17 protein-coding genes and 1 pseudogene are annotated in these 17,206 nt (G+C 68.0%); 8 read left to right on the forward strand and 10 right to left on the reverse strand.

Annotated features, from left to right (window positions below; translation table 11 throughout):
• Window positions 1-17: 17 nt before the first annotated feature.
• Both thiL and D573_RS0108015 read left to right on the forward strand, forming a co-directional pair.
• A complete protein-coding gene (gene thiL, locus D573_RS0108010; protein ID WP_018938465.1) occupies window positions 18-1,004 on the forward strand; it encodes a thiamine-phosphate kinase in 987 nt (328 codons plus the stop codon).
• Window positions 1,005-1,024: 20 nt separating this feature from the next.
• Entirely contained in the window at window positions 1,025-1,546 is a 522-nt protein-coding gene (locus D573_RS0108015) for a phosphatidylglycerophosphatase A (RefSeq protein WP_018938466.1), read from the forward strand.
• A 454-nt stretch (window positions 1,547-2,000) separates the two neighbouring features.
• Here D573_RS0108015 and codB read toward each other — a convergent pair whose 3' ends face one another.
• Window positions 2,001-3,263 carry a cytosine permease gene (codB, locus tag D573_RS0108020; protein ID WP_026287966.1) on the reverse strand — a complete coding sequence of 421 codons (1,263 nt, stop codon included), beginning with the start codon at window positions 3,261-3,263 and terminating at the stop codon, window positions 2,001-2,003.
• Window positions 3,264-3,308: 45 nt separating this feature from the next.
• Window positions 3,309-3,437, reverse strand: a pseudogene (locus D573_RS14580) (flavodoxin family protein); the annotation flags it as partial.
• Window positions 3,438-3,592: 155 nt separating this feature from the next.
• Between D573_RS14580 and D573_RS0108030 the strand changes: the two are divergent.
• Together D573_RS0108030 and D573_RS0108035 are read left to right on the forward strand one after the other, a co-directional pair.
• Window positions 3,593-4,540: a sodium-dependent bicarbonate transport family permease gene (locus D573_RS0108030; protein WP_018169409.1), complete on the forward strand. Its 948-nt coding sequence runs from the start codon at window positions 3,593-3,595 to the stop codon at window positions 4,538-4,540.
• Window positions 4,541-4,544: 4 nt separating this feature from the next.
• Entirely contained in the window at window positions 4,545-4,835 is a 291-nt protein-coding gene (locus tag D573_RS0108035; RefSeq protein WP_018169410.1) for a hypothetical protein, read from the forward strand.
• A gap of 193 nt (window positions 4,836-5,028) precedes the next feature.
• Here D573_RS0108035 and D573_RS0108040 read toward each other — a convergent pair whose 3' ends face one another.
• From D573_RS0108040 to dksA, 7 genes are all read right to left on the reverse strand, one after another.
• Window positions 5,029-5,253: a hypothetical protein gene (locus D573_RS0108040; protein WP_018938469.1), complete on the reverse strand. Its 225-nt coding sequence runs from the start codon at window positions 5,251-5,253 to the stop codon at window positions 5,029-5,031.
• Window positions 5,254-5,613: 360 nt separating this feature from the next.
• The gene (gene thpR / locus D573_RS0108045) at window positions 5,614-6,135 is read right to left on the reverse strand and encodes an RNA 2',3'-cyclic phosphodiesterase (protein ID WP_018938470.1); all 522 of its coding nucleotides are present in this window, start codon (window positions 6,133-6,135) and stop codon (window positions 5,614-5,616) included.
• Between the two features lie 4 nt (window positions 6,136-6,139).
• Window positions 6,140-7,501, reverse strand: coding sequence for a sigma-54 dependent transcriptional regulator (locus tag D573_RS0108050; RefSeq protein WP_018938471.1), 1,362 nt, complete (start codon window positions 7,499-7,501; stop codon window positions 6,140-6,142).
• Window positions 7,498-10,425, reverse strand: coding sequence for an ATP-binding protein (locus D573_RS0108055; RefSeq protein WP_018938472.1), 2,928 nt, complete (start codon window positions 10,423-10,425; stop codon window positions 7,498-7,500). Before D573_RS0108055 ends, D573_RS0108050 begins: the two co-directional genes overlap by 4 nt.
• The gene (locus D573_RS14680) at window positions 10,415-10,588 is read right to left on the reverse strand and encodes a hypothetical protein (protein ID WP_018146090.1); all 174 of its coding nucleotides are present in this window, start codon (window positions 10,586-10,588) and stop codon (window positions 10,415-10,417) included. Before D573_RS14680 ends, D573_RS0108055 begins: the two co-directional genes overlap by 11 nt.
• A 92-nt stretch (window positions 10,589-10,680) precedes the next feature.
• Window positions 10,681-11,628, reverse strand: a complete 948-nt coding sequence (gluQRS, locus tag D573_RS0108065; protein ID WP_018938473.1) for a tRNA glutamyl-Q(34) synthetase GluQRS — start codon at window positions 11,626-11,628, stop codon at window positions 10,681-10,683.
• A 13-nt stretch (window positions 11,629-11,641) separates the two neighbouring features.
• Entirely contained in the window at window positions 11,642-12,094 is a 453-nt protein-coding gene (gene dksA, locus D573_RS0108070) for an RNA polymerase-binding protein DksA (RefSeq protein WP_018146088.1), read from the reverse strand.
• Between the two features lie 168 nt (window positions 12,095-12,262).
• Here dksA and D573_RS0108075 point away from each other — a divergent pair, with 168 nt between their 5' ends.
• Window positions 12,263-13,033, forward strand: coding sequence for an HAD family hydrolase (locus D573_RS0108075; protein WP_018938474.1), 771 nt, complete (start codon window positions 12,263-12,265; stop codon window positions 13,031-13,033).
• Between the two features lie 13 nt (window positions 13,034-13,046).
• Here D573_RS0108075 and D573_RS0108080 read toward each other — a convergent pair whose 3' ends face one another.
• Window positions 13,047-13,754 carry a MarC family protein gene (locus D573_RS0108080; RefSeq protein ID WP_018169417.1) on the reverse strand — a complete coding sequence of 236 codons (708 nt, stop codon included), beginning with the start codon at window positions 13,752-13,754 and terminating at the stop codon, window positions 13,047-13,049.
• A gap of 389 nt (window positions 13,755-14,143) precedes the next feature.
• Between D573_RS0108080 and cysM the strand changes: the two genes are divergently transcribed.
• Genes cysM through rlmD form a run of 3 tightly spaced genes read left to right on the forward strand, consistent with a single transcriptional unit; the run spans window position 14,144 to window position 17,186 of the window.
• Window positions 14,144-15,055: a cysteine synthase CysM gene (gene cysM, locus D573_RS0108085; RefSeq protein WP_018169418.1), complete on the forward strand. Its 912-nt coding sequence runs from the start codon at window positions 14,144-14,146 to the stop codon at window positions 15,053-15,055.
• Complete coding sequence (locus tag D573_RS0108090) at window positions 15,052-15,858, forward strand: 3'-5' exonuclease (protein WP_018938475.1); 807 nt, start codon at window positions 15,052-15,054, stop codon at window positions 15,856-15,858. Before cysM ends, D573_RS0108090 begins: the two co-directional genes overlap by 4 nt.
• Window positions 15,858-17,186, forward strand: coding sequence for a 23S rRNA (uracil(1939)-C(5))-methyltransferase RlmD (rlmD, locus tag D573_RS0108095; protein WP_018938476.1), 1,329 nt, complete (start codon window positions 15,858-15,860; stop codon window positions 17,184-17,186). Before D573_RS0108090 ends, rlmD begins: the two co-directional genes overlap by 1 nt.
• Window positions 17,187-17,206 lie beyond the last annotated feature (20 nt).

Genomic DNA, 17,206 nt, shown 5'->3' on the forward strand with positions numbered 1-17,206 from the left:
GGGTCAGCACCACGGCCATGGCCGGCCCCGAGTCCGAATTCGATCTGATTCAGCGCTACTTCGGCACGCCGAGCGCGGGCGCGGTTGCCGATGGCGTGCGTCTGGGCATCGGAGACGATGCCGCCCTGCTGGCCGTGCGTAGCGGCCACGAATTGGTCGTCACCGTTGATACCCTGGTCGAGGGCACCCACTTCTTTCCTGATCACCCGCCGGCAAGCGCCGGCCACAAGGCCCTGGCCTCCAATCTCAGTGACCTGGCCGCGATGGGGGCCGAGCCGTTGGGCGCGGTGCTGTCGCTGACCCTGCCGCGTGTGGATCATGACTGGCTGGCGGGCTTCAGCCACGGCTTTCTGGCGCTGGCCGAGGAGGTCGGGATCCCGCTGGTGGGCGGGGATACCAACCGGGGTCCGCTGGCGATCAGCGTGACGGTCCTGGGCGAGGTGCCCGCCGGCCAGGCGCTGCGCCGCGAAGGTGCCCGGCCTGGCGATCGCCTGGTGGTTTCCGGTGCGCTGGGCGGAGCGGCCTGCGGGTTGGCCCACGAGACGCAGCGGCGTGCAGAGGGGGGTCCCGTAGACGCCTCGAGCCCCGCCTGCGCCCGGCTGTTCTGGCCCGCGGCGCGTCTGAGTCTGGGCCGTGGTCTGCGCAACCGCGCACGGGCCGCCATCGATATCTCTGACGGCCTGCTGGCGGACCTGGGCCATCTGTGTGCCGCCTCGGGTTGCGGTGCGCGAATCGACTGGCCCAGCGTCCCGCGCGACCCGCTGCTGGCGGAGGTGTCCGAGCAGCAGGCTCGCTCCTGCGCACTGGGCGGTGGCGAGGACTACGAGCTGCTGTTCGCCCTCCCGCCGGGGGAGTCGCTGGACCTGCTCGCGTTCAGCGTGGGCGTCCCGCTGACCGTGATCGGTGAGTGCACCGAGGGTGCGGGTGTGGTGGTGGAGGACGCAAACGGGCAACGGTTGGACGTGGCGCGGGCGGGCCACGATCATTTCGCGAACACAGAATAAAGAATAGGGACAGGGGAGCCATGCCGGAGCAGAAGATCCGTAATCCGAAGATGCCATCGGTGAAGACCGTGTTCGGCGATCCCATTCACCTGTTGGCGTTCGGCTTCGGTAGTGGCCTGTCGCGCTGGGCACCGGGTACCACCGGCTCGCTGGGTGCACTGGTGCTGTACTTCGCGATCATGAATTTCCCGGAGTGGGCCTACCTTGCGATCACCGTGGTCGTGGTGATGGCCGGCTTCCACATCTGTGGCGAAAGTGCGCGCAAGCTGGGAGTGCACGATCATCCCGGCATCGTCTGGGACGAATGGGCCGGCATGCTCATCACGCTGGCGTTTGCCCCGGCGGGGCTGATGTGGGTGGTCGTCGGCTTCCTGCTGTTCCGGGTGTTCGACATCCTCAAGCCCTGGCCGGCGAACTACTTTGATGAAAAGTGGCACGACGGCCACGGGATCATGATGGACGACGTCGTGGCGGGCCTGTACGCCGGCTTCGCGCTGGTGATCCTGGGTGGGCTGTTCCAACAGCTGGTGGTCGAGGCTTAAGGAGCGCTGAAACGTGTTTCCCTGGACGTGATGGACTTGGCAGAGTCACATGCTGCGGGGAATCATGGGTACGCGCGGACGCCTCAGGGGCAGGCAACGACGCAAGGAGTGAGTGGCATGAAGTCCCTCTTTCGTTCCCTGACGCAGGTTGCGGTCATGGGCGCCGTGCTGGCGTTCGGTGGCGCGCAGGCTCAGCCGTCGGGCGGGCCGCCGCCCGGATCTCCGGGCGCCAGTGGCGACACGCCCGCGGCGGGCAATTGGCCGCCCGGGCATGGTGGGACCCCGCCGGGGCAGCGCCGCGGCGACTCGCGCCCCGATCAGCGCCTGGATCTCCCGCGGGCGCCCGGTTCATCCTCGGCGCCGACTCCGGACGATCCGCCGCTGCCGGACCCGTCCGATCCTCCGAAACCACCGATGCCACCGGCACCGAACCTGCCAGGGCTTTGATCAGTCTTCAATCCGCACTTCCCTGGCGCGGGCGCCACGCGGCGGGTGAGGCGGGAGCCATCAGGACGGCATAGGCAGCCGTTGCCACGATGACGCCCAGCAGAGGAGGTACCACGGGTGCGTAGTACGCCGCGGCGGATCCCGCCGCGTACGCCAGCAGGCCGGGCCAGTGGAACCCGGGCAGGCGGGCCGAGCCCAGGCGGGGGTATTGCCCGCGATGGCGCAGCCAGAAGTCGGCGACGATCACGCCACCGAGCGGCGGGATGAAGGTCCCCAGCAGGATCAGGAACGGCACCAGATAGTCATGCATCCCGGCGACCGCGAGGGCCGTCCCGATCGCGGCCCCGAGCACGGTGACCAGCCGCCGGCGCTGGGTGCGCAGCAGATTGCAGCCGGCCACGCCGAAGTTGTAGATGGTGTTGTCCTGGGTGCTCCAGATGTTCAGCAGGAGCATCAGTACCGTGATCGTCACGAAGCCCTGCGCCAGCATGACGTGGACGATGTCGGCCTCGTGGTAGATCAGGGCGCCCAGCGCGCCGGTCAGCACCATTAATCCGTTCCCGAGCACGAAGGCCGCCAGGGTCGCGATGACCGCAATGCGCGGGGTGCGGGCGAAGCGGGTCCAGTTGGTGGCGAGGGTTGCACCGCCAACAAAGGTGCCGATCACGATGGTGAGGGCGGCGTGGAAATCCATCTCGGTGCGCGGGTCCTGACCAAGCAGGCCGCCGGGGCCGCCGGCGTCGCCGATCCCGATGAACAGCGTGAACAGGATGAACAGGAGCATGACCGGTACCGCGACGCGGGAAAGCCAGTCGAGACCGCGATAGCCGATCATCGCGGTGATGCAGAAGGCGAACCCGAACAGCACCATCAGCCCGACTTCCATCGGTTCCGGCAGTGCGGTGGTCTCGACCAGGATGATCGCGACGGTGGCCGTGCCCCAGGCGTACCAGCCGATCTGGGTGAACGCGAGGATGATGTCGGAGAGTTTGCTGCCCCATTCCCCGAAGCAGAAACGCCCCATCAGGACCGTGTGCAGTCCGCTCTTGCAGCCGATGTAGGCGAGCGTGGCCGCGTAGGTCCCCAGTAGCAGGTTGCCCAGTGCGATCACCAGCATCAGCTCGCCGAAGCTGAACGCCAGGCCCAGCGACCCGCCGGCCCACAGGGTCGAGGTAAAGAAGGTGAACCCGAACAGCACCACGGCCATGGACCAGAAGCCCTTGCGGGCATGGTCCGGTACTTCGCTTAGGGGGTGGTCGTTGTGATTCACGCGCACGGCCGGTCGGAAGACCGCACGAGTGTACCGGCCACAGGGTTACCGTGCCGCGTGTCCGAGCTCGCGCATCTTCTTCAGCCAGCGTTCGCGGGCGGCGGCATCACCGCCGTTCTGCCCGATCAGGGTGTGGCGGATCGGGCCGAAGCCGCAGAAGCGGAAAAGGATGCGCGTCATGCAGCTGTCCTCGTGCCGGGAAGACTTCTCTTCAAGCCTAGATTAGATGACGGGGCTTGTTGCCACGCAATGGTTTTCTGCCGGGCGGGTCTCGCCTACGATTAGGGTGCGAGTTGCAGCGCATTGCGGCTTCAGCACACGGAGGCGAGATGGCATTCGATCCGGTTGTACTGTTCTTCCTGCTGGGCGCCATTGCGGGCCTCGCCAAGTCGGATCTGAAGATCCCGATGGCGATCTACGAGGCGCTTTCGATCTATCTGTTGCTGGCGATTGGCCTGATGGGCGGGGTCAAGCTGGCCGAGAGCGAGCTGTTGCCCTTGCTGCTGCCGGGGTTGGCGGTGCTGGCGGTAGGTTCGTTGATCCCGCTGATCGCGTTCCCGGTTCTGCGCTGGGTGGGGCGCATGCCGCGGGCGGACTCGGCCTCGATCGCGGCGCACTATGGCTCGGTCTCGGTGGTGACCTTCTCGGTCGCCGTGGCCCTGCTGGCTTCGCGCGGGATCGATTACGAGGGCCACATGGTGGTCTTCCTGGTGCTGCTGGAGATGCCGGCCCTGATCATCGGCATCCTGCTGGCGCGCATGGGCAGCAAGGGCCCGACGCGCTGGGGCAAGACCATGCACGAAGTGTTTTTCGGCAAGAGTATCTTCCTGCTGGCCGGCGGCCTGGTGATCGGTTTCATCGCGGGTCCCGTGCACATCGAGCCGCTGGAGCCGATGTTCTTCGACCTGTTCAAGGGCGTGCTTGCGCTGTTCCTGCTGGAGATGGGGCTGGTCGCCTCCAGTCGCATCGCCGACGTGCGCCAGTACGGCTTCTTCCTGGTGACCTTCGCGATCGTGATGCCGATCGTCTCGGCCGTCCTGGGTACGCTGCTGGGGTATGCGCTGGGCATGTCGATGGGCGGTACGCTGTTGCTGGCGACCCTCTATGCGAGTGCCTCCTACATCGCCGCACCGGCGGCCATGCGTATCGCGGTGCCCCAGGCCAATCCGGCGCTTTCGATTGGCGCCTCGCTTGGGGTCACGTTCCCGTTCAATATCTTCCTGGGTGTACCGCTCTATTTCTGGATGGCCCAGACCCTTTATTCGCTGGGAGGCTAGCGCGATGGAATCCGATGACATGCATCTGCTGACGGTGGTGGCCGAGGCGATCCTGGAGGAGATGCTGATCGACGAGGTGCGCGGCATGGGTGCGGCCGGCTACACGGTGACTGACGCGCGCGGCTGGGGCCGGCATGGCAAGCGCCGGGGCAACTGGCGCCAGGGTGGCAATATCAAGGTCGAGGTGGTGGCTTCGGCCGAGTTGTGCGATCGCATCGCAGCCCGGTTCAAGGAACAGTACGAGGCGGACTATGGTTTGTTGATGTTCACCGTCCCGGTGGCGTTGAAGAATTAGGGACGCACCGGGTCCGGGGAATCGAGTTTCCATGGAGTGAAGTGTTTCGCGGAATTTCCGGGAACTCGACTGTCACCCTTGGGGCGCGCGGGGTCTGGCTGCTATCAAGGGGGCCTGAATAAACGCCCTTACAGCCCGCAGGAGGCTCCCAATGACGAGATTTCGCAGCACGGCCCTGGCCATCGCGCTGGGTTCACTGTTTGCCGCCGGTTCGGCATACGCGCAGGCCCCGCAACATGGAGACCCACAGGGCGGAATGGGCCAGGGTATGCCGCCCGCCGAACAGGGTGCCCCGCCGGCCGGTGGTCAGCAGGTCCCGGGCCAGGGCGGCATGCCGCGCGGCCAGGGTCAGGAGCGTGGGCAGGGCATGCCTCAGGGGCAGCCGCCGGAGCAGCCCGGCCAGCGCAGGCAGGGGCAAAAAGCTCCCGGGCAGATGGAGCGCGGTGGCCAGCCGGCACCGGGGCAAAGCGGAGCGCCGACTCCGCCCCAGGGGCAGGGCCAGCCGCCTGAGGGACAGGGTCAACCTCAAGGGCAGGGGCAGCCCCAGGATGCGCCCCCGCTGGGACAGCAGCGCCAGCCCCAGGGCGAGGATGCACCGCCGCTGGGCGAGGGAACACCGACGCGACCGGGTACCGGAACCCAGCCAGCCGATCCGGCAGACCCCGCCCAGCCAGCCGACCCTTCGGCAACGGATAACCTTCCGCCCCTCGATTGATCCGACTCTCGCGGCTGGTCCGACTCTCGCGGCCGCCGCTGGCCTGCCGTGCGGGTGGGCTGGTCAGGTTCGGGCGAGGATGCGGTAGGGCCCGGGATGGCCGTCTTTTCCCGACTCGATCAGCGCAATCGTGTCCGCCAGCCAGCGCAGGGGCGGTTCGATGCGTTCGGTGTCGGGCGGCGCGGCGTGGCGTCGCAGGGACACGTGGGGTCGGAAGGGGCGCGGCGGACCGAGGTCGATACCGCAGTCGTTGCACAGGGCATGTGCCTGCTCGGCGAGGTCGGTCAGTGCGGCGGGCGGCTCGGCAGGAGCGGCCCAGGTGATGCGCGGCCCGGTGAAGTGGCCCAGATGATCCAGGGTCAGGTCGATCGGCGCGCAGGCGAGTTCCGTGATGCGCCCGGCCAGACAGTCGGCCTGTCCGACCGGGATCGTTCCGGCGAAGGCCAGCGTCAGGTGCAGGTGATCGCGCGGGACCGGTCGGCCGGGGCCGTCGAGTTCCTGGCCGAGGCGGGCTAGTGTGGCGCGTGTGGGGTCGTCGGGCCACAGGGCCAGAAAGACCCGCTGGGCTGCGGGGGATGCCGCCACCGATTCAGCCGCGCGGGCGGGGGAGATTCTCACGCTGACGGCGTTCCCACAGGGTCTTGCGGCTGATGCCGAGGGCCCGGGCCAGCTCGGTCTCGGTCATGCTGCCCTGGTTTTCCTGCACGAAGTGCCGGAAATACTCGTTCAGGCTCGAGCCCTTGCCCTTGCGGGTCGGAAACGCGGGGTTGGGGATCTCGTCGTCCCGGGCCGGAGTGCCCGTCGAGAGTCCCATGTGGTCCGCTTCGATACAGCCGTCCGGGCTCAGTACCCACCCGCGTTCCAGGGCGTTCGCCAGCTCGCGCACGTTGCCGGGCCAATCTTGCGACTCCAGTGCCTGGCGTGCCGCGTGTGACAGTTGTGGCACTGGCCCCGAACCGGCCAGTGCCTCGAGGAAATGCCGTGCCAGGGGGATGATGTCCTCGCGCCTTTCGCGCAGGGGCGGGATGGACAATTCCAGGACCCGCAGGCGGTAGTAGAGATCGGCACGAAAGGCCTGTTCCTCGATCATGGCCTCGAGGTCGCGGTGGGTGGCCGCCAGCAGGCGCACATCCACCTTCAGGTTCTCGTTGGACCCGACCGGGCGGAGCTCGCCATCCTGGAGGACCCGTAGCAGGCGGGCCTGGGCCGCAGGCGCCAGTTCGCCGATCTCGTCCAGGAACAGCGTGCCGCCGTGGGCGCTCTGGATCAGGCCGGTGCGCGCCTTGACCGCACCGGTGTAGGCACCCTGGGCATGACCGAACAGCTCGGCCTCGACCAGACCCTCGGGGATGGTGGCGCAATTGACCGCGACGAACGGGCCGCTAGCGCGCGGGCTCAGCTCGTGCAGGGCGCGCGCGGCGAGCTCCTTGCCGGTACCGGACTCGCCGCGCAGCAATACCGTGGAGTGGGTCATGGCCACACGCCGGATCTGATCACGCAATTGCTGCATGGCCTGGCTCTCGCCGATGAGGCCCAGTCCGGGGCGCGGAGCGGAATCGGTTCCCTCGTCGTCGGGTTCGGTGTTGGGGCGGTCGCGCTCGGCGCGCTCGCGCAGCGCGGCACGCAGGGTCAGCAGCAGGGCGTCGTGATCGAAGGGCTTGGCGATGTAGTCGGCAGCCCCTTCCTTCATCGCGTTGACCGCGGAGGGCACCGACGCATAGCTGGTCATGATGACCGTGGGCGTGTGGGCGAATTCCGGCAGCAGCTCGATCCCTTCGCCATCCGGCAGGCGCAGATCCACCAGTTGCAGATCGTAGGGATCGGCGGCTGCCAGCGCCCGCGCCTCGGCCAGGTTTTCGGCCACGCCGACCTCGAAGCCGTGATGCTCCAGGAACCGCCGCACGGCGCGGCGGATCGGGGCTTCGTCGTCAACCAGGAGGATGCGGGTCATGAGTCGTCGCGTGGCAGCGTGAGCAGGAATCGGGCCCCGCCTTCGGGGCGGTTGGCGGCCATCAGGGTACCACCGTGGTCGCGCACGATGCTGTAGGCCACCGGCAGGCCCAGGCCGGTGCCTTGGCCCGCCGGCTTGGTGGTGAAGAACGGCTCGAACAGGCGTTCCAGGCTGGATTCGTCGATTCCGGGGCCGGCGTCGTCGATGGTGATCTGGACATGCCGTCCGTGGAGCCGGGCCGCGATGGCGACGGTGGCGTTTTCGGGCGAGGCCTGCTCGGCGTTGGTCAGCAGGTTGATGAACACCTGCAACAGCGTGGCATGCGAGCCGCGGACGTGCAGCCCCGCGAGGCCCGAAGTCGTGAATTGCAGGTCGTTGCGCCCGGCCAGGCGCATCAGGCGGATGGCCTCGGCCACGAGCTCGTCCAGTGCGATGGTCTCGAAGTGTCCGGCCGATGGGCCTTCGTCGGCGTGGGCGAAGGTGATCAGCGACTGGACGATGGCGTTGATGCGCCGTGTCTGGGCGAGGATGTCGTCGGCGATGCCGTGGATCTCCTGCGGGTCGTCCTCCAGGGGCAGGGTCTGCGCCAGCGAGGCGATACCGGTCAGTGGATTGCCGATCTCGTGCGCGACCCCGGCGGCAAAGCGGCCGATGGAGGCCAGGCGATCGCCGTGGGCGATCTCGGACTCGAGCTGGGCGCGTTCGGTCACGTCCTCGATCAGGACCACGCGGCCTTCCACCTGACCCTGGGCATCCTGCAGTTCGGAGCGGTGCAGGTTCAGGCGGCGGTTGCCGCTGGGCAGATCCACGTTCAGCTTGTACCACTGGCGGTCCGGGCTCTCCAGGAAGGCGGTCAGCAGGCCGCTCCAGGGGCTCTCGAGCTGACCGATGTTCTGGCCCACGGCGTCTTCCGTAGCGACCTGTGTGAGCTGGGCCAGGGCCTGGTTCCAGCCGGTGATCTCGCCGGTATTGGTGAGGCTGGCTACCCCCAGCGGGAGCTCGTGCAGGATCTGGCGATGAAAGCGGCGCAGGGCGTCCAGCTCGGCCGCCAGGCCGGACAGCGGCAAGGGGCGGGTCTCCAGCTGTTCCTCGATCCGCCGCAGGCTTTCGCTCAGGGTGTGGCGCCCGGCGGCATCCAGGCGCAGGTGCTGGTCGACGATCATGCGAGCCAGTACCGGCCCCAGCAGGCCGGAGAGATTGCGCTCGATCCGTTCGCGGAGGTGGCGCAGATCGCCGCGTGAACGCGTATGGCGGGGCAGGCCGAGATCATCCAGGGCGCGCTGGACCTCGTGGCGCGCCGTGCCCGGGCCCAGGGTGGCCGCAAGTGCGGTCTCCATTTCGGTGACGTCGCCCGCCAGTGGCAGGCCCGCGCCGGTGGCGGTGGATTCGTTAGGGCAGCAGGCCCGGCCGGCCTCGGCCTCCTCGGGGTTCGGCCGGGTCAGCAGCGAGCCGACGACGAACAGGACCGCGTTGACGCCCAGGCTCAGCATTAGCGCGAAGGTCCACGGGTCCAGCATCTCCGCGCGCAAGAGGCGTTGCGGGTCGGGCAGGGCCGTCGCGATCCCGGCATCCGACAGCAAAGGCATGACGAGGGTGAACGCCCAGCCGGCAATCCCGGCCCCCAGGCCCAAGAGAAATCCGACCCGGGTCGCCTGTTTCCACAGCATCAGGCCGATCAGGCCCGGCAGAAGTTGCGCCACCGCGGCAAACGAGATCAGACCCAGCTGCGCGAGGCCCTCGACGACCTGCAGCAGGCCGTAGAAGGCATAGCCGAGCCCGATGATGAACACGATCCAGATGCGCCGCCCCCAAAGCAGGCGGGTGTAGAGGTTGGCGCTGCGCTCCTCTTCGTGCAGTCGGGTCAGTGGCGAGAGGTAGTTGGTTCCCATATGGGCGAGCGCCAGGGTGGTCACGATCATCATCGCGCTGGCGGCGGACAACCCACCGATGAAGACCAGCAGGGCGAGGCTGGGCGACTCCAGCAACCCGGCGATGCCGATGGCGTAATAGTTGGGCGAGATGCCCAGCCCGGCCGCCTCCCCGGCCCAGTAGAGCACCGGCATCGGCAGGTTCAGCAGCAGCAGGAATGCGGGGAAGGCCCAGGCCGCGGTGTTCAGTGCCTGCGGGTTGATGTTCTCGGTGAACAGCATGTGAAACTGGCGTGGCAGCAGGAAGGCGGCCGCGAAGGCCAGGATCATCATCGCGAACCAGCCGCCCTGGCGTACCGGCTCGTACAGCGCATCGACCGCTTCGGGATGGGCGGCCAGCCAGTCGTTCAGCCCGCCGAGGCCGCCGAACACGGCGTACAGCGCCACGGCGGCAATCGCGAGGATGGCGAGCAGCTTGACGATGGACTCGAAGGCGATGGCCAGCACCAGACCGGCGTGCTTTTCGCGCGGGGCGATGTGGCGGGCGCCGAACAGGATCGCGAACAGCGCGATGGTGCCGCTGAAGGTCAGGGCGAGCAGATGCGGCGGGGTCTCCGCGGTCAGTACGGCGGCGGACTCGGCCACGGCCTTGATCTGTAGCGCGATGTACGGGAGTACCCCGGCGAGCATGAACAGGGCGACCACGGGCCCGGTGAAGCGGCTGCGGTAGCGAAAGGCGAACAGGTCGGCCAGCGAGGTCAGCTGCTGCTCGCGGGTCAGGCGCAGGAGGGGGCGCAGCAGCCAGGGGGTGGCGGCGAAGGCCAGGGTCACGCCGAGGTAGATGGTCAGGTACAGGTAGCCCTGGTCGGCGAGGAAACCAAGGTTGCCGTAGAAGGTCCAGGACGTTGCGTATACCCCCAGCGACAGACTGAACACCCAGCCATTGGCCGCCAGTCGGCCTACTCGGGGGACGCGGTCGGCCAGGAACGCTATGCCAAATAGCAGGGCGAGGTAGGCCACCCCGACCGCGTAGATCAGACCCAGGCTAAGGGTCACGGCGCCCGCTCCGGCTCAGTGCCGCGATGGCCACGACGAACAGCGCCCAGGCCGTGAAGGGCCACCACCAGGCAGGACTCAGGTAGGCAACCCAGAGGACCAGCGGGCTCAGAAACAGCAATGCGCCCAGCAGGGCGATCAGGATGGCGCGAGGGGCGTCCATCGTCAGCCGCTCGCAAGCACCTTGCGGTGCGCGGGCGAGCGATCCTGCGGGGCCGTCCGGGTTGGCGCGCGGGTGGAGAGCATGCGGCGAGTCTACACCGCGCGCGCGGCCCCGGGCAGTGCCGCCGGCAATGGCAGGTGGTCGCCGAGGGTGTGTCCCTGCAGGCGCTCCAGGGCTTCGGCCAGCTGGGCCTCCGGTGCGTCGGGTGCCTGGGCGTCGCCCGGGGCCAGGCCGATCACCGTCAGGGTGTCGGCCAGCTGCCGCCGGGCGGTATCCGCGTGGATGCCCTCGGCTCCGGTGGCCTTGGCCAGCTTGTCGCCGCCGGGCGCGACAAGGACCGGGTGGTGGGCATAGGCCGGTGGGGTGGCGCCCAGCGCCTCGTAGAGCTGCATCTGGCGCGGGGTGGAGCCGAGCAGGTCGATCCCGCGCACCACGCGGGTTACGCCCAGGTCCAGGTCGTCCACTACGGTGGCGAGCTGGTAGGCGACGATGCCATCCGCCCGGCGGATCACGAAGTCGCTTCCGAGTGCCTCCAGATCGAAGGCGACCGTACCCAGAAAGCGATCCGCGATCGTCCAGTAGCGGGTGGTCGCCCGGGCACGCACGGCCCGTGGCTCGCGTTCGGGCGGCAGGCCGTGGCGACAGGTCCCTGGATAGATCGGCCCTTCCCAGCCCGGCCGGCCGCGCGCGGCCAGGTCCTTGCGGGTACAGCCGCAGGGGAAAGCCAGGTTCGACGCCAACAGGGTGTCCAGGGCGCGCTGATAGGCGGGACCGCGTTGGCTTTGCCAGGTGACGGGGCCATCCCAGACCAGGGCGAAGGCCTCGAGGGCATGGAAAATGGCATCGGCCGCCCCCGGGTGAACCCGGGGGGCGTCGATATCGTCGATTCGCAGATGCCAGCGGCCGTCGGTACTCCGGGCATCGAGCCAGGAGATGACGGCGGCCAGCAGGGAGCCCGCGTGCAGCGGGCCGGAAGGGGTAGGGGCAAACCGGCCGACATAGCGGTCGGCCCGGGTAATCCGTTCGGGCGTGACCGTCACGGCCCGGCCGGGATCAGGCGCGCTGCTTTTCCTTGATCTCGTCGAGCTGCTTGCAGTCGATGCACATGGTGGCCGTCGGGCGGGCCTCCAGGCGGCGAATGCCGATCTCCACGCCGCAGGTCTCGCAGTAGCCGTAATCGTGGGTGTCGATCTTGCGCAGCGCCTCGTTGATCTTCTTCGACAGCTTGCGTTCGCGGTCGCGGGAGCGCAGTTCCAGGCCGAACTCCTCTTCCTGGGTGGCGCGGTCGGCCGGATCGGCAAAGTTGGACGCGTCCTGGCGCATGTGCCCCACGGTGCGATCGACTTCCTCGGCCAGCTCCTGGCGCCATGCCCGCAGCAGGCTGCGGAAATGCTCGAGCTGATCCGGATTCATGTAATCTTCGTCCGGCTTCGGCTCGTAGGGCGCAATGCCCCCGGCGACCATGTGCTGGGTGGAGGGCTTGTCGGTCTTTTCGTCAGCAGCCATGCGGGCTTTCTCCGGCTGGAAAAATGAGGCGCACTTAGTACCAGAGTCGGGCGGGCCGGGCAAGTCCCGTGCCATGACTGTTGGTGCCTGGTCTCGGTTGGATGCCGGGAATGTGCGGGCTCACGGCCGGTTTTTCAGCGAGATACGGGAAAAGGCGGAAATAACGGGATGACGGAATTGCAGGCGCTGATTTTCGATGTCGACGGCACATTGGCGGACACTGAACGCGACGGTCATCGCGTCGCCTTCAACAAGGCGTTCGCGGACGCGGGCCTGGACTGGGACTGGAGCATCGCGCGCTACGGCGAGTTGCTGCGCGTGACCGGCGGCAAGGAACGCATCCGCCAGTACCTGTCCGAGGACCGTCCCGAGGTCTTGAACGAGCCGGGGATCGATGCGCGTATTCGCGAGCTGCATGCGGCCAAGACGCGGCACTACGTGGCCCTGCTGGAGACCGGCGCGATCCCGCTGCGGCCGGGGGTGCGGCGGCTGCTGGACGAGGCGGAGGCCGAGGGTCTGCGCCTGGCGATCGCCACGACCACCACACCCGAGAACGTCACGGCCCTGCTGGAGGCCACGCTCGGAAGCGAGGGCCCGTACCGCTTCGAGGTGATCTCCGCCGGCGACATCGTGCCGGCCAAGAAGCCGGCTCCGGATATCTTTACCCATGCACTGGAGGCGATGAATCTGCCGGCGGAGGCGTGTCTGGCCCTGGAGGACTCCGATAACGGTGTGCGTTCCGCCCGGGGGGCGGGGCTGGAGGTCGTGGTCACGACGAACGACTACACCCGCGAGCAGGCGTTTGATGGCGCCTTGGCCGTGCTGGACGGGTTCGGTGAGGTGGATCAGCCCGCGACGGTCCTGGCCGGTCCGGCACTGGAAGGCTCGGTGGTGGATGTCGCGACCCTGCGCGCCTGGGTCTCCGGGGCGAAGGGATAGCCGGCGCGCCGGCTCAATCGTTTTCGCGCGGCGGCAGGCGCGGGTCCTCGATCTCGGTCCCGTCGAGCATCTGGGTATCCAGCAGGAAGCCGACGGCGGCGTCGCTGACCCCGTTGATCACGAACTGCACGGCCAGGACCGCGAGAATCAGACCGAACACCTTGGTCAGGATGTCCTTGCCGGTATCCCCGAGGAATTTCACCAGATAGCGCGAATGGACCATCGCGTAGTAGCACGCGACCATGCAGGCCAGCACCGCCAGGAACACGAGGACCAGGTGATAGATGGTGGGGGCCTCGCTGGTCAGGATCATGACCGTCGCAATCGCCCCGGGCCCGCTCATGAACGGGATGGCCAGCGGGATGACCGAGATGTCCTCGGTCACCTGCCCCTTGTCGGCCTTCACCTCCTCGGCGGTTTCGCGCTCGCTGGCCGCCTTCTGCCGGATCATGCCGATCGCGATGCCGAACAGGATGATGCCCCCGGCGATGCGGAACGCCGCCAGCGTGATCCCGAACAGCTGGAAGATCACCCCGCCCAGCAGTGCAAAGGCGAACAGCAGGGCCGTGGCGACCTTGACCGAGCGCAGGGCGGTGGAGCGGCGCTTCTCCTCGGAGGCGCGCGGCAGCATTGCGGTGAAGATGAACGCGGTCGTCAGTGGATTCACGATGACGAACACCGCGAGGAAAGTGACGATCAGGTATTCGAGCAATACGAGCATGGCTCTAGCTTAGGCAGAATGGGGTGTCGTTGCGAGGGCCTCCGTGGGGGTGCCACCGAGATCGTTCCGCACACCGTCATTGCCAGGGCCCGTGGCGATCGTTCGCCAAGCCCCCGAGTCCCATGGGTCTTCCGGACGGATGGCCGCGTCGCTGCGCTCCTCGCAATGACCCATACGACTACCCGTCATTGCGAGGCCCCGGAGGGGCCGTGGCAATCTCTGGAATGCCGCACGCCGTCGGAATCCGGTGGTTTCAGAGGGGGGCCGCCACGTCGCTTCGTTCCTCGCGATGACGGTGCACTGAAAAACACTGGTCCCTGCGGAGGCTCGCGATGACGGGGCGAGCGTGCATGGGCATGGATCGGGTCCGATCGTTATACTCTGCGCGCATGAAGAAACGCCTGCATCCGGAATCCTTCCCGACCCTCGAGCACTTTGTCGGCAATACGCCGCTGGTGCGCCTGCAGCGCATGGCGGCAGACCTGCCGTCCACCGTGCTGGTGAAGCTCGAGGGCAACAACCCCGCCGGTTCGGTCAAGGACCGGCCCGCGCTGAACATGATCCAGGCGGCCGAGCGCCGCGGCGACATCCAGCCCGGCGACACCCTGATCGAGGCGACCAGCGGCAACACCGGCATCGCGCTGGCGATGGTCGCGGCGATGAAGGGCTATCGCATGATCCTGGTGATGCCGGACAACATGTCCGCCGAGCGCCGCGCCTCGATGAAGGCCTTCGGCGCCGAGCTGGTGCTGGTCTCGCGCGAGGAGAGCATGGAGGGCGCGCGTGACCTGGCGGACCGCATGGAGGCCGAGGGCAAGGGCCGGGTGCTGAATCAGTTCGGCAACCCCGACAACCCGGATGCGCATTACATCGGCACCGGGCCGGAGATCTGGCGCGACACCGAGGGCACGGTGACCCACTTCGTCTCCGCGATGGGGACTACCGGCACCATCATGGGCGTGTCGCGCTATCTCAAGGAGCGCGATCCGGAGGTGCAGATCGTCGGCGTGCAGCCGGCCGAGGGGGCGTCCATCCCCGGCATCCGGCGCTGGCCGGAGGCCTATCTGCCGACCATCTTCGAGGCCTCGCGGGTGGACCAGACCGTGGACGTGACCCAGGAGGAGGCCGAGGAGACCATGCATCGGCTGGCGAGTGAAGAAGGCATCTTCGCCGGGGTCTCTTCCGGTGGTTCGGTGGCCGCGGCGTTGAAGCTGGCGGCGCAGACCGAGGGTGGGACCTTCGTCGCGATCATCTGTGACCGCGGCGACCGCTACATCTCCACCGGCGTGTTCCCCGCATGAGTGCCCCGGTCCTGATTTTCGATCTCGAGACGGTCCCGGATATCGAGGGCGCGCGCCGCCTGCACGACTTCGAGGGGCTCGCCGATCACGAGGTCGCCGAGGCGCTGTTCGCGCTGCGCCGTGCCCAGACCGGCTCCGAGTTCCTCAAGCATCCGCTGCATCGCATCGTGTCGATCGGCGTGCTCTATCAGGGCGGCGATGCGCTGAAGCTCTCCGCCTTCGGCCGCGAGGGCGAGGACGGCCAGACGCCCTCCGAGGCCGAACTGCTGCGGCAGTTCTTTGACGTGATCGACAAGCGCACGCCACAGCTCGTTAGCTGGAACGGCGGCGGCTTCGACCTCCCGGTGCTGCATTACCGCGCGCTGGTCAACGGCGTGCAGGCCCCGCGCTACTGGGAGCAGGGCAACGACGACCGCGAGTTTCGCTATAACAACTACCTGTCGCGCTTCCACTGGCGCCATGTGGATCTGATGGACGTGCTGGCGGGCTTCCAGGGCCGCGCGGTCACCAGCCTCGACATGATGGCCAGCCTGCTCGGCTTCCCCGGCAAGCTGGGCATGGATGGCTCGAAGGTCTGGCCGGCCTGGCGCGACGGGCGTCAGGACGAGATCCACGACTATGTCGAGCACGATGTGCTGAATACCTATCTGGTCTGGCTGCGCTTCGAATACATGCGCGGCAACCTGACCGACGCCGCCCTGGCCAGCCGGCAACAGCAACTGGCCGAGTACCTGGAGGGCAGTGGTGCGGCGCACCACCGTGAATTCCTCGACGCCTGGCAGCCTGCCGGGACCGACACCTGATGGCACGCATCGACAAGACCCCGTTCGAGGCCCGGATTGAGGAGGTCACCCTGGACGGCCAGGGCGTGATCCGTCGCGAGGGCAAGGCCTGCTTCATCCACGGCGTGCTGAAGGGCGAGCGCGTGATGGCGGTGCAGACCGGGCGCAAGCGCCGTTTTGATACGGCCGAGGTGGTCGACGTGCTGGAACCGGCCGCGGGCCGGGTCGAGCCGCCCTGCGAGTTCTTCGGCCTGTGCGGTGGCTGCAAGCTGCAGCACGCCTCGGTCGAGACCCAGCGTGAAATCAAGGAACAGGCCCTGTTCGACGCGCTGGAACGCATCGGCCACGTGACGCCGGAGGCGCACTTCGAGCCGCTGACCGCCGACACCCTGGGTTATCGCCGCACTGCGCGGCTGGGCGCCAAGCACGTGCCGAAGAAGGGCGGGGTGCTGGTCGGCTTTCGCGAGCGCGGCAGCCCGTATCTCGCCCAGATGACCCACTGCGAGGTGCTGCACCCGGCGGTGGGTGGGCGTATCCAGGCGCTGCGCGAGTTGATGGACGGGCTGGAGGCGCGCGACCGTCTGCCGCAGATCGAGGTCGCGGTGGATGACGACGAGCGCGTGGCGTTGATCTTCCGCAACCTCGATCCGTTGTCGCAGGCGGATACCCAGCGCCTGTCCGACTGGGCCGAGGCCGAGGGCATCCAGGTGTATCTGCAGCCGGGCGGAGCGGACACGGTGGAGCCGCTGGCCGGGCCGATCGAGCCGCTGATCTACCGCCATCCGGACTACGGCGTGTCGGTGCCCTTCATGCCGACCGATTTCATCCAGGTGCACGCGCAGATCAACCGCAAGATGGTGCCGCAGGCCCTGGAGGCGCTGGACCTGCAACCGGGACAGCGCGTGCTGGACCTGTTCTGCGGGCTGGGCAACTTTACCTTGCCGCTGGCACGGACCGTGACCGAGGGCGAAGTGGTCGGCGTCGAGGTGGACGACGCGATGCTGGCGCGGGCGCGTGCGAATGCCCGTGACCAGGGCATCGCCAATACCCGCTACGAGCGCGCAGACCTGGACGATGTCGAGGCGTTGAAGAGCGCCGCCTGGTTGCGCGAGGACTTCGACCGTGTGCTGCTGGACCCGCCGCGTACCGGCGCGGCCGCGGTGATCGAGGCCCTGGCGCCGCAGCGGATCGAACGCCTGGTCTATGTGTCCTGCAACCCGGCGACGCTCGCCCGTGACGCCGAGCGCCTGGTGCATCATCATGGCTATCGCCTGGAGCGGGCCGGGATCATGGACATGTTCCCGCACACTGCGCACGTGGAATCCATGGCCGTGTTCCGGCGCGCCTGACGCGCTTCGATACTTTAGGG

This window comes from Thioalkalivibrio sp. AKL9 (assembly GCF_000377825.1).
GTDB lineage: Bacteria > Pseudomonadota > Gammaproteobacteria > Ectothiorhodospirales > Ectothiorhodospiraceae > Thioalkalivibrio > Thioalkalivibrio versutus.

Coding starts and splice junctions, on each gene's coding strand:
- thiL (WP_018938465.1), top strand. CDS start 18: ATGGCCGGCCCCGAGTCCGAATTCGATCTGATTCAGCGCTACTTCGGC.
- D573_RS0108015 (WP_018938466.1), top strand. CDS start 1,025: ATGCCGGAGCAGAAGATCCGTAATCCGAAGATGCCATCGGTGAAGACC.
- D573_RS0108030 (WP_018169409.1), top strand. CDS start 3,593: ATGGCATTCGATCCGGTTGTACTGTTCTTCCTGCTGGGCGCCATTGCG.
- D573_RS0108035 (WP_018169410.1), top strand. CDS start 4,545: ATGGAATCCGATGACATGCATCTGCTGACGGTGGTGGCCGAGGCGATC.
- D573_RS0108050 (WP_018938471.1), bottom strand. CDS start 7,501: ATGACCCGCATCCTCCTGGTTGACGACGAAGCCCCGATCCGCCGCGCC.
- D573_RS14680 (WP_018146090.1), bottom strand. CDS start 10,588: ATGGACGCCCCTCGCGCCATCCTGATCGCCCTGCTGGGCGCATTGCTG.
- dksA (WP_018146088.1), bottom strand. CDS start 12,094: ATGGCTGCTGACGAAAAGACCGACAAGCCCTCCACCCAGCACATGGTC.
- D573_RS0108075 (WP_018938474.1), top strand. CDS start 12,263: ATGACGGAATTGCAGGCGCTGATTTTCGATGTCGACGGCACATTGGCG.
- D573_RS0108080 (WP_018169417.1), bottom strand. CDS start 13,754: ATGCTCGTATTGCTCGAATACCTGATCGTCACTTTCCTCGCGGTGTTC.
- cysM (WP_018169418.1), top strand. CDS start 14,144: ATGAAGAAACGCCTGCATCCGGAATCCTTCCCGACCCTCGAGCACTTT.
- D573_RS0108090 (WP_018938475.1), top strand. CDS start 15,052: ATGAGTGCCCCGGTCCTGATTTTCGATCTCGAGACGGTCCCGGATATC.
- rlmD (WP_018938476.1), top strand. CDS start 15,858: ATGGCACGCATCGACAAGACCCCGTTCGAGGCCCGGATTGAGGAGGTC.